Below are 12375 nucleotides of genomic sequence, written 5' to 3'. Positions count from 1 at the left end.
CTTATAAAATAAATTATCGGCAAAAATAAGCACTAGATAAACTATAATACTATATTTTATACCCCAAAAAATATAAGTAAATATATAAAAAATATTTAACTATAAATTATAAATAATATGTATTTAAATGTACAAAAAGAATAAAAAAATTTATAATATAATATATGAATTTGTAGAAATGACTAGAAAAATATAACTATTAATAAAAGATATATAATATATCAATTTGATTTATATAGATATTGGAAATATTTTAGGAGGAAATAAATGGACTTATATGATGCTATATTTTATAGAAGAACGATAAAAGAATATTCAAATAGAGCTGTAAAACCAGAATTAATGAAAGAAATTAAAGAAATATGTAAGAGTATTGATTATTTAAATGAAGAATTGGATATAAAAGCACATTTAATAGATAGAGGTCACTTGATACAGTTTTTAATGAAAAAGGACTGTAATATAAAGGCACCTCACTATATATTAGTAACATCGAATAAAGGGGAAGACTATTTACAAAATATTGGTTTTGCAATAGAAAATGTAGTGTTACAATTAACAACTTTAGGTTTAGGTACTTGTTGGATAGAGTGTAACTTATCTCAAGAAGATGTAAAGGAGATTATAGACATTGATACAGAGAGTATAGAAATATATTCAAAAGAACAAGTTAAGGAAGAAGATATAGAACTAGAAGAAAGTATAGAGGAAAGTGAAGAGCAACCATATATTGTAATAGCTTTTGGATACCCAAAAGAAGGAGAGCATATTTTTAGAAATGTAAATGCAGAGCCAAGAAGAAAAAGAATAAAAGAAATATCAAAGAAAATGGATAGAAAGTGGACTAAAATATTAAGTGCTGTAAGAATGTCATCATCTGTAAAGAATGTACAACCTTGGAGATTTTACAATACGAAAACATCTATTGATATATATGAAGAAAAACAAAAAAAGTCTATAGAGAAAATGAGTAAAATAAGTATGGGAATTTGTCTTAGAAATTTTGATATAGCTTGTAAAAAATATGATATGAAAGTAAAATATGAAAAAACAAAGGCTAAAAAAAGATTAGGGAAAGAGTATTATATAAGTGCTATAATAGAAGAATAGAAAATATTATATATTATATCGATTTATAAAGAGAGAAGAACAAAAGAAGAGTTGACATTAAAAGGAAAAGATGTAATAATTGTATACAAGATAAAGCTTTAAAATATCCCGAGAGGATATGAAGTGTAGTATGTAATTAAAATAAAATAGAAATTCCTTGAAACTAGTCCAGAGAGGCTAAAAAGGTTAACTATAATAATTAATTTTGTATATATAACCTCTAGCTGGATTGGCTAGAGGTTTTTTTAGCAACGGATGTGACTGAGTGAATACGAAGACATATCGTTGGCGATATGAACGAAGTGAATTTTTAAAATAAAAATATAATAAAGTCTTTTAAACTAGTCCAGAGAGGCTGGGAAAGATATCTCATAGCTTATAAATGTAATGTTATGTATAGATAGAATCCTTATACCCTGTGGTATGAGGATTTTTTATTAAGGCTTTATTAAAAAGGGGAGTAAAATTATGGTAAATGGAAAAGACAAACTAATAGTGGCGATAGACACTAACGAATTTGATAAAGCTAAAGAATTAATAGATACACTAGAAAATGAAGTGGATATATTTAAAGTAGGGTTAGAACAATATGTAGCAACAAGAGGTAAAACAGTAGATTACTTAAAAGAAAAAGGTAAAAAAATATTCTTAGACCTTAAGTTCCATGATATACCAAATACTATGCAAAGTGCAGTAAGAGCAGCAGTTAGGGATAATGTTTGGTTAATGACAATACATGTTTCTGATATAGAAGGTATGAGACAATGTGCATTAGCTGCTAAGGAAGAGGCTGAGAAATTGAATATAGAAAAACCTATAATAGTAGGTGTTACAGTATTAACATCGCTAAGCAATAAAGATTTACAAGATATAGGATGCAATATGACTACAGAAGAATTAGCTATAAAAAGAGCCAAACTAGCTAAGGAAGCAGGAATTGATGGAATAGTTTGTTCAGCACAAGAAGTAGATAAGATAGTTGAGGCTTGCGGAAAAGATTTCGTAACAGTATGCCCAGGTGTAAGACCAGCAGGTGCAGACAAGGGAGATCAAAAGAGAGTAGTAACTCCAGCTGATGCAATCAACAAAGGAGCACATTATTTAGTAGTTGGAAGACCTATAACTAAAGCTGAAAATCCAGCTCAGTCAGCTAAAAATATAGTAAATGAAATAGCGAATGCTTAGGAGGGTTAATATGAAGGGGAAATTAATATTACAAGATGGAACTATATTCGAAGGTAAAGCCTTTGGATATTTAAATGACAGTGTAGGAGAAGTAGTATTCAATACTTCTATGACAGGATATGGAGAAGTGTTAACAGATCCTTCGTACTATGGACAGATAGTAACGATGACATATCCTCTTGTAGGAAACTATGGTATAAACTTAGAAGACGTAGAATCTAAGGGAGTTCATGTAAAGGGATTTATAGTACGAGAAAAAAGTGATATGCCAAATAACTTTAGATGTGAAATGGATTTAGACACATACCTAAAGCAAAATAAAGTTATAGGGCTTGAAGGAATAGATACAAGAGCTCTTACAAAAATATTAAGAAACAACGGAACTATGAAAGGCATAATAACTTTAGAAGGTATATCATTAGAGCAAGTTCAAGCTAAATTAGATGCATTCTCAAATACTCAAGCGGTAAAAACAGTAACTAGGAAAGAAGTAGAGCATATAGCTGGAAGAGGAACAAAAGTTGCTGTAATGGACTTTGGAGTTAAGGAAAACATACTAAGATCATTTGCAAATCGTGGATGTGATATAACCGTATTTCCTGCAACAACAAAGCCAGAAGATGTATTAGGAATAAACCCAGATTTAATATTCTTATCTAATGGACCTGGAGATCCTGAAGATTTAGAAGATGTTATAGAAAATATAAAAGAATTAATTGGTAAAAAGCCAATAGCAGGAATATGCTTAGGACACCAATTACTAGCATTAACTTTAGGTGGAAAAACAGGAAAGTTAAAGTTTGGACACAGAGGTGGAAATCATCCAGTTAAAGATTTAGAGGAAAACAAAGTATTTATAACATCTCAAAATCACGGTTATTACGTATGTGAATTACCACAGGATATGGAAGTAACGCATATAAACTTAAACGACAATACTGTAGAAGGAATGAGACATACAAAATTACCTATATACAGTGTCCAGTATCATCCAGAGGCTTGCCCAGGGCCAAAAGACAATGATTATATATTTGATAAATTCTTAGCATTAGTATAGATTGTTAAATTTAATTAGATAAGGAGAAAAAATTATGCCTAAAATAGATAGAATAAAAAAGACATTAGTATTAGGTTCAGGACCTATAATCATAGGGCAAGCAGCAGAGTTTGATTATTCTGGAACACAAGCTTGCCAAGCATTAAAAGAAGAAGGAATAGAAGTCGTATTAATAAACAGTAACCCAGCTACTATAATGACGGACAAAGAAGTAGCGGATAAAATATATATAGAACCATTAACAATAGAATTTATAGAAAAAATAATAGAAAAGGAAAGACCAGATAGCTTATTAGCAGGAATGGGTGGTCAAACAGCTCTTAATTTAGCAGTTGAATTACATGAAGCTGGAATACTTGAAAAGTATAATGTTGAAATAATAGGTACATCTGTTGAATCTATAAAAAAAGGTGAAGACAGAGATACTTTCAGAGAAGTAATGAGAGAAATAAATCAACCAGTTGTAGTTAGTGATATAGTAACTGACTTAGAAAGTGGATTAGAGTTTGCAGGAAAAATAGGATATCCAGTAGTTGTTAGACCTGCATATACACTAGGTGGAACTGGAGGAGGTATAGCTGAAAATGTTGAAGAACTTACAGAAATACTTACTCAAGGTTTACAATTAAGCCCGGTTAACCAAGTATTGCTTGAAAAAAGTATAAAGGGTTGGAAAGAAATAGAATATGAAGTAATAAGAGATGGCAATGGAAATTGTATAACTGTATGTAATATGGAAAATATAGACCCTGTTGGAGTTCATACAGGGGATAGTATAGTTGTAGCTCCAAGTCAAACTTTAAGTGATAGAGAATACCAAATGCTTAGAAAAGCATCTATAGATATAATAAATGCAATAGAGGTTAAAGGTGGGTGTAATGTACAGATAGCACTTAACCCACACAGTTTAGAATATGCAATTATAGAAATAAACCCAAGAGTTAGTAGATCTTCGGCATTAGCATCTAAGGCTACTGGATACCCAATAGCTAAGGTTGCTGCAAAAATAGCTTTAGGATACACTCTAGACGAAATAGAAAATGCAGTTACAAAGAAAACATACGCATGTTTTGAGCCAACGCTTGATTATGTAGTAGTTAAGATACCAAAGTGGCCATTTGATAAGTTCAAGCAAGCTAATAGGAAGTTAGGAACAAAGATGATGGCAACTGGAGAAATAATGAGTATAGGAAGTAACTTTGAAGCTGCAATGTTAAAAGGTATAAGATCTCTTGAAATAGGAAAATATTCATTAGTTCATGCTCCTTCAGAAGAAAAGAGCTTAGAAGAATTAAAGAAGAGTATAGTGGTACCAGATGACGAAAGATTATTCGACTTAGCTGAAATGATAAGAAGAGGCTATAAAGTTGACATGATAGAGCAAATAACAGGTGTAGATAAGTGGTTTATACACAAGTTTAAGTGGATAGTAGAGCAAGAAGAAAAATTAAGAGGTATGAAAATAGAAGACTTAAATAAAGATTACCTATTAGAACTAAAGAAAAAAGGATTCTCAGATAAAGGTATAGCTGACTTAATGAAGATAAGTCCAGAGATATTATGTGAGTTAAGAAAGCTATACAACATACAACCAGCATATAAGATGGTTGATACTTGTGGAGGAGAGTTTGATGCATTATCTCCATATTACTACTCAACTTATGAGCAATTTGATGAAGTAGAGGTAAGTAATAAGAAAAAAGTTGTAGTATTAGGTTCTGGACCAATAAGAATAGGTCAAGGGATAGAATTTGATTATTGCTCAGTACATTGTGTAAAATCATTAAGAAAAATGGGAATAGAAACTATAATAGTAAACAACAACCCAGAAACAGTAAGTACAGACTTTGATACATCAGATAAACTATACTTCGAACCATTAACAGAAGAAGAAGTATTAAATATAATAGAAAAAGAAAATCCAGATGGAGTAATACTTCAATTTGGTGGGCAAACAGCTATAAAATTAGCTAAATTCTTACATGAAAAGAATATAAAAATATTAGGAACTGACTTTACTGACATAGATGCAGCAGAAGACAGAGAAAAGTTTGAAGAATTACTAGAGAAATTAAATATAAACAGACCAAAAGGAAAAGCTATATGGTCAGTGGAAGAAGGTATAGAAGAAGCTAAGAGATTAGAATACCCAGTACTTGTTAGACCATCTTATGTACTTGGTGGTCAAGGTATGGAAATAACTTATGATGAAACTAAGTTAGCTAGATACTTGGAAGATGCTTTCAAGAGAGACAAGAAAAATCCAGTACTTATAGATAAGTACTTAACAGGTAGAGAAATAGAAGTAGATGCTATATGTGATGGAGAAAATATACTAATACCAGGAATAATGGAGCATTTAGAAAGAGCTGGGGTTCATTCTGGGGATAGTATAACAATGTATCCAAGTCAAAATATAAATGATGAAATAAAAGCCAAAATATTAGATTACACGAAGAAAATTGCTTTAGAGCTAAACGTACTTGGAATGGTAAATATACAATTTATAGAATTCAAAAATGAATTATATGTAATAGAAGTTAATCCAAGAGCAAGTAGAACTGTACCTTATATAAGTAAGGTAAGTAATGTACCTATAGTGGACCTAGCTACTAGATGTATGTTGGGAGAGAAGTTAGTAGACTTAGGATATGGAACAGGTGTATATAAAGAGCCTAATCTAGTATCTGTAAAGGTTCCAGTATTCTCAATGTCAAAACTTGCTAGTGTTGATGTAAGTCTTGGGCCTGAGATGAAATCTACAGGAGAAGTACTAGGTGTAGGTGAGACTTTAGAAGAAGCTTTATATAAAGGGTTCTTAGGAGCAGGAAAAACTATGTCTGACAAAAAAGGTGTAGTACTTGCAACTATAAATAATCATGATAAAGAAGAGTTTATAGAAATAGCAAAAGATATGAATGAATTAGGCTATACTTTCGTAGCTACAGAAGGAACAGCTAAGATATTACAAGAAAATGGAATAGATGCTGATATAGTTAAGAGAGTAGAAGAAGCTAGACCAAACATACTTGATGTTATAAGAAACAAGCAAGTAGATATAGTAATAAATACCCCTACTAAAGGGAATGACTCAACAAGAGATGGATTTAAAATAAGAAGAACTGCAACAGAGTTCTCTACGGAAGTAATGACATCACTTGATACATTAAAGGCTTTAGTTGAAGTGAAAAAGAAGCATATAATGAATGAAGGTTTAGAAGTATACAATATAGCTGAATAATAAAATTAATAAACACCACTTTAGAGATATCTCTAAAGTGGTGTTTATTAATTTTAACACATGGAAAAAGTTAGAAAATTATAAAATAAGAAAACTAAATAAATTTTAAATCAAATGGTTATGGATGTTGAAGCGTGGGTATTTATGTCATATAACGACAATAAGTTACTTTAGGCCTAAGATAATTTAGTATATGTTAGAAAAAATTAATACCTAGGAGATGATTCAAATGAAAGATGCACAAGTAGGTAAAAAGGGAACACTTACATTGTTTGCATTCTTTGCAATGACAGCATCAATGGTAATGACTGTTTATGAATATCCAACATTCGCAACATCAGGATTTAATCTAGTATTTTTCCTTTTATTAGGAGGAATTTTATGGTTTTTACCAGTTGCTTTATGTGCAGCAGAAATGGCCACTGTAGAAGGATGGCAAGAAGGGGGAATATTCGCTTGGGTAGGTAATACTCTAGGTGAAAGATACGGCTTTGCAGCTATATTCTTCCAATGGTTCCAAATCACAGTTGGATTTGTAACTATGATTTATTTTATTTTAGGATGTGTTTCATACATATTTAACTGGAATGCGTTAAACAATGTTCCAGCTATAAAATTTATAGGAGTTTTAGTTATATTCTGGGGATTAACATTTTCTCAGTTAGGCGGAACAAAAAACACAGCTAAGATAGCTAAGGCTGGATTTATATTTGGTATAGTTATACCCGCTATAATTTTATTTGGTTTATCAATAGCATACTTAGTACAAGGTAACCCAGTAGATGTAAAAATTGGAATGAAATATTTCGTACCTGATTTTACAAAAGTAAATACATTAGTTGTATTCGTTTCATTTATATTAGCTTATATGGGGGTTGAAGCATCAGCATCTCATGTAAATGAATTAGAAAATGCTAAGAAAAATTACCCATTAGCAATGATAATATTAGTAGTACTAGCTATAATACTAAATACTATAGGTGGTTTAACAGTAGCATCTGTAATACCTAAGTCTCAATTAAGCTTAAGTTCAGGTGTTGTTGAAACATTTAAAGTTCTAATACTTCATTTTAGTGCTAATGCTACATGGCTTGTAAAATTAATAGCTTTATTATTAGCTTTAGGAGTAATGGGAGAAGTTAGTGCTTGGGTTGTAGGTCCTTCAAGAGGAATGTATTCAGCAGCACAAAAAGGAATTTTACCTAAATCATTAACAAAAACAAATGAACATGATGTTCCAGTACGTTTAGTATTAATTCAAGGAATAGTAGTTACAATATGGGCAGCTGTTCTTACTTTTGGTGGAGGAGGAAATAACGTATCTTTCCTTACAGCAATATCACTAACAGTTGTAATATATCTAGTAGGATACTTACTATTCTTCATAGGATACTTTACTTTAGTACTTAAACATAAAGATTTAAAACGTTCTTACCAAGTTCCAGGAGGAAAAACATTTAAATTAATAGTAGCAGCATGTGGATTCATAACATCTATATTTGCTCTAGTAATATCATTTGTTCCACCTAGCCAATTAAGTGGTAAGAGTGTTACAGAATATTTAACAATATTAAGTGTTAGTTTTGTAATAACTATTCTAATACCTTTTGTAATTTATGCAATAACTGATAAAAAGAGAAAGGCTAATTAAACAGTCTTAACTCTAAAGAAAGTGTAAAAAAGTCGCAAAATAGACACTAGAAAAAATCATTAAAAATTTAAATCAAAGCATGAAGTTCTAGGAGGATTTTTAAAATGTTATGTAGTAAAAAAGAAGATACTTACAGCACACCAGTGTTTGGGACAATAGAGTCTGGCTCTAATATTCCAAAAGACGTAATAGGGAAAGATTCTATTGCTCCAAACGTGGCGTATCAATTAATTAAAGATGAGTTAATGAATGAAGGAAATGCAAGACTTAACTTAGCTACATTCTGTCAAACTTATATGGAGCCAGAAGCAACAAAACTTATGGCAGAAACATTAGAAAAAAATGCTATAGATAAATCTGAATATCCACAAACAACAGAAATGGAAAATAGATGTGTTGATATGATAGCTAACCTATGGAATGCTCCAAAAGAGTTGAACTATATAGGTACATCAACAGTAGGATCATCTGAAGCATGTATGCTAGGTGGTATGGCTATGAAATTCAGATGGAGAAATAGAGCAGAAAAAGCAGGAATAGATGTAAATGCTAAGAAACCAAACTTAGTAGTATCTTCAGGATATCAAGTTTGCTGGGAAAAATTCTGTGTATATTGGGATATAGAAATGCGTACAGTGCCAATGGATGAAGAACATATGAGTTTAGACATTAATAAGGTGTTAGATTATGTAGATGATTATACAATAGGTATAGCAGCTTTATTAGGGATAACATATACAGGTAAGTTTGATGATATAAAAGCATTAGACGCAGTAGTAGAAGAGTATAATAAAACAGCTAAAGTATCGTTACCTATACACGTAGATGCTGCATCAGGTGGTATGTTTACTCCATTTATAAATCCAGAACTTGAATGGGACTTTAGATTAAAAAATGTAGTTTCAATAAGTACATCAGGACATAAATACGGATTAGTATACCCAGGTATAGGTTGGGTAATATGGAAAGATGAAGAATATTTACCAAAAGAATTAATATTTGAAGTAAGTTACTTAGGTGGATCAATGCCAACTATGGCTATAAACTTCTCAAGATCAGCAAGTCAAGTTATAGGACAATATTATAACTTCTTACGTCTTGGATTTGAAGGATATAGACAAATACATCAACGTACAAAAGAAGTAGCTATGTACTTAAGTAGAGAAATAGAAGCTACTGGTTTATTTAAAATCTATAATGATGGTGAAAATTTACCAATAGTATGTTACAGATTAAAAAATGAAGATGATGTACAATGGACATTATATGATTTAGCAGATAGACTAGCTATGAAAGGATGGCAAATACCAGCATATCCATTACCAGTTAACCTACAAGATACAATAATACAACGTATAGTATGTAGAGCAGACTTAAGTTATGATATGGCTGAATTATTCATAAGAGATTTAAAAATGGCTATAAATGATTTAAATAATGCTAAGATATTAGTTCATGGAAAAAAACAAGAAAATAAAAAATATGGATTTACTCACTAAAAATAAATTAAATTATAATAAGATTTTAGTAATCAAACCTTTAATCTAACTTGGTAAAATATATATAAAAAAGCAATTGGAATTAAATATAATTCTAGTTGCTTTTTTACAATAAGATAAGTAGCTATGAATCAAGCTAATAATTAATATGTAGGTATTGGTTTGATTTTTATCTACTTTCAAAATTTTTTTGGAGGTAAGAAAGATGAATTATTATATTAGTATATTTTTTAGGGCGATACCATTACTTATGGGAGTGGTATGTCTAGGGTATGGGTTTTATGTGAAAAATTTAGGGCAATTAATAGGATCTGAGTTTGTAGTTGCAGGCCATGTTCTGATATATTTAACAGCTATATGTATTGCACTATTTACCACTGCAGCAACTATAATAAGACAGCTTATAAATAAGTACAATAATTTTGATAAGTGGGTTTTACCAAGTATAGGTTATTTAGCATCAATATTTACAATGGTATCAGGAATAATGTTATTTGAAACAGCAGGTCAAAATTCAGCATATGTTGTTTCAGGAAACGTAGTATTTGGATTAGGATTAATAGCTTGTTGTGTTTCAACAGTTGCAACTTCATCAACTAAATTTCTTTTAATACCTAAAAATAGTTCTAATTTAAAAGAAGGAGATGAACCTGAAGATTCTTTTAAAGAATCTACAGCTAAAATATTAATATCAGTACCTGTTGTTTGCGCGTTAATTGCTTTTATTAGGGGTATATATTTATTAATGTCATCTTCGGCTACTGAAAATTTTGTAGCAGGGCATGTAATAATAGGAATCTCATTAGTTTGTGCTAGCTTAGTAGCACTAGTAGCTAGTGTTGTAAGACAAATACAAAATAAGTTTACAGAGAAAGAGCGCTATAAATGGTCAATATTAGTTGTTATATTAGGAACCATAGATATAATATGGGGGATAGCAGTACTTTCAATAGCTACAAATCCTGCTTGGATAGCTCCAGGATTTGTTCTAATTGGATTAGGGATAGTATGTTACAGTATATTAAGTAAAGTACTTTTATTAGGAATGGTGTGGAGAAAATCAAATCCATTAGCTAAGAGAGTACCTTTAATACCAGTAGTGACAGCACTTATATGCTTATTTATGGGAGCATTTTTATTTGAAGCTGAAATATTTAATATAGCATACTTTATACCAGCGCGTGTAATGATTGGACTTGGAGCCATTTGTTTTACATTATTCTCTATAGTATCTATATTAGAAAGTGGAACTTCATCTTCAAAATAATTAACTTAAACAAGAAAATTGATTTTAATATAAAATTAAATTGCAAAAAAGAGTATTTTGAAATGTATAGAACTTGTTTTATGCATTGAAAAATACTCTTTTCTATTATAAAGAAAATTTAGAAAAAAGAAAAAATATATAAAAAAATTGTAAAAATATGTTTAACACACAAAAAGAGAGGTATATATATAGTATAACAAAAAACAAAATAATATATAAAAAGTCTAAAATGAAAAATGCTCAATAATTTGAACAAAAAATTAAATTTATAATTATTAAAATTAATAATTATAAAAACACTATTAGGAGGAATCAAAAATGTTATTTAGTAGAAAAGACAGATTAGGCGATAAATATGATACACCAGTATTTGGGACAATAGAATCTGGCTCTGAGGTAGCCAAAGATGTTTTAGGGAAAGATTCTATTGCTCCAAATGTAGCATATCAATTAATTAAAGATGAGTTAATGAATGAAGGTAATGCAAGACTTAATTTATGTACATTCTGCCAAACTTATATGGAACCAGAAGCAACTAAACTTATGGCAGAAACATTAGAAAAAAATGCTATAGATAAGTCTGAATATCCACAAACAACAGAAATGGAAAATAGATGTGTTAGTATGTTAGCAGATTTATGGAATGCACCAGAAGATATGAAATACATAGGTACTTCTACAGTAGGTTCATCTGAAGCATGTATGCTAGGTGGTATGGCTATGAAATTCAGATGGAGAAATAGAGCAAAAGAAGCGGGAATAGATGTAAATGCTAAGAAACCAAACTTAGTAATATCTTCAGGATATCAAGTTTGTTGGGAAAAATTCTGTGTATATTGGGATATAGAAATGCGTTTAGTACCAATGGATGAAGAACACATGAGTTTAGATGTAGACAAAGTGTTAGATTATGTAGATGATTATACAATAGGTGTAGTAGGTTTACTAGGTATAACATACACAGGTAAATTTGATGATATAAAAGCATTAGATGCTTTATTAGAAGAATACAATAAAACAGCTAAGATATCAGTACCTATACATATAGATGGTGCATCAGGTGGTATGTTCGTACCATTTATAGATCCAGAGCTTGAATGGGACTTTAGATTAAAAAATGTAGTTTCAATAAGTACATCAGGTCATAAATATGGATTAGTATACCCAGGTATAGGTTGGGTAATATGGAAAGATGAAGAATACTTACCAAAAGAATTAATATTTGAAGTAAGTTACTTAGGTGGATCAATGCCAACTATGGCTATAAACTTCTCAAGATCAGCAAGTCAAGTTATAGGACAATATTATAACTTCTTACGTCTTGGATTTGAAGGATATAGACAAATACATCAACGTACAAAAGAT

General features: G+C 30.4%; 8 protein-coding genes. All 8 read left to right on the top strand.

Translation table 11 applies throughout. The features are described 5' to 3' along the window. Window positions 1–267 precede the first annotated feature (267 nt). Window positions 268–1110: a nitroreductase family protein gene (locus ABHC41_RS09990; RefSeq protein WP_166506133.1), complete on the top strand. Its 843-nt coding sequence runs from the start codon at window positions 268–270 to the stop codon at window positions 1108–1110. Window positions 1111–1578: 468 nt separating this feature from the next. Further along, window positions 1579–2295, top strand: coding sequence for an orotidine-5'-phosphate decarboxylase (gene pyrF / locus ABHC41_RS09985; protein ID WP_195581681.1), 717 nt, complete (start codon window positions 1579–1581; stop codon window positions 2293–2295). Window positions 2296–2305: 10 nt separating this feature from the next. Further along, on the top strand, window positions 2306–3352 hold the full coding sequence (carA, locus tag ABHC41_RS09980) for a glutamine-hydrolyzing carbamoyl-phosphate synthase small subunit (protein WP_195581680.1): 1047 nt from the start codon (window positions 2306–2308) through the stop codon (window positions 3350–3352). A 34-nt stretch (window positions 3353–3386) separates the two neighbouring features. Further along, window positions 3387–6593 (top strand): carbamoyl-phosphate synthase large subunit, encoded by a 3207-nt coding sequence (gene carB / locus ABHC41_RS09975; RefSeq protein ID WP_166506130.1) that lies wholly within the window; start codon window positions 3387–3389, stop codon window positions 6591–6593. A gap of 229 nt (window positions 6594–6822) precedes the next feature. Further along, on the top strand, window positions 6823–8244 hold the full coding sequence (gene gadC, locus ABHC41_RS09970) for a glutamate:gamma-aminobutyrate antiporter (protein ID WP_092921567.1): 1422 nt from the start codon (window positions 6823–6825) through the stop codon (window positions 8242–8244). Between the two features lie 104 nt (window positions 8245–8348). Continuing rightward, window positions 8349–9743 carry a glutamate decarboxylase gene (locus ABHC41_RS09965; protein WP_166506129.1) on the top strand — a complete coding sequence of 465 codons (1395 nt, stop codon included), beginning with the start codon at window positions 8349–8351 and terminating at the stop codon, window positions 9741–9743. Between the two features lie 205 nt (window positions 9744–9948). Further along, window positions 9949–11010 (top strand): DUF2776 family protein, encoded by a 1062-nt coding sequence (locus tag ABHC41_RS09960; protein ID WP_092921564.1) that lies wholly within the window; start codon window positions 9949–9951, stop codon window positions 11008–11010. A 318-nt stretch (window positions 11011–11328) separates the two neighbouring features. After that, window positions 11329–12375, top strand: a 1047-nt coding sequence (locus ABHC41_RS09955) for a glutamate decarboxylase (protein ID WP_195238365.1), incomplete at its 3' end; no start/stop codon positions are given.

The sequence above is a fragment of the Romboutsia sp. 1001216sp1 genome (assembly GCF_039841805.1).
Taxonomy (GTDB): domain Bacteria; phylum Bacillota; class Clostridia; order Peptostreptococcales; family Peptostreptococcaceae; genus Romboutsia_C; species Romboutsia_C hominis.
Note: the sequence above shows the minus strand (reverse complement) of the source record. Positions and strands in the feature narration are given on the sequence as shown.

What these genes read in the sequence shown, in the direction of transcription:
- ABHC41_RS09990 (WP_166506133.1), top strand. Translation starts at nt 268, where the DNA reads ATGGACTTATATGATGCTATATTTTATAGAAGAACGATAAAAGAATAT.
- pyrF (WP_195581681.1), top strand. Translation starts at nt 1,579, where the DNA reads ATGGTAAATGGAAAAGACAAACTAATAGTGGCGATAGACACTAACGAA.
- carA (WP_195581680.1), top strand. Translation starts at nt 2,306, where the DNA reads ATGAAGGGGAAATTAATATTACAAGATGGAACTATATTCGAAGGTAAA.
- carB (WP_166506130.1), top strand. Translation starts at nt 3,387, where the DNA reads ATGCCTAAAATAGATAGAATAAAAAAGACATTAGTATTAGGTTCAGGA.
- gadC (WP_092921567.1), top strand. Translation starts at nt 6,823, where the DNA reads ATGAAAGATGCACAAGTAGGTAAAAAGGGAACACTTACATTGTTTGCA.
- ABHC41_RS09965 (WP_166506129.1), top strand. Translation starts at nt 8,349, where the DNA reads ATGTTATGTAGTAAAAAAGAAGATACTTACAGCACACCAGTGTTTGGG.
- ABHC41_RS09960 (WP_092921564.1), top strand. Translation starts at nt 9,949, where the DNA reads ATGAATTATTATATTAGTATATTTTTTAGGGCGATACCATTACTTATG.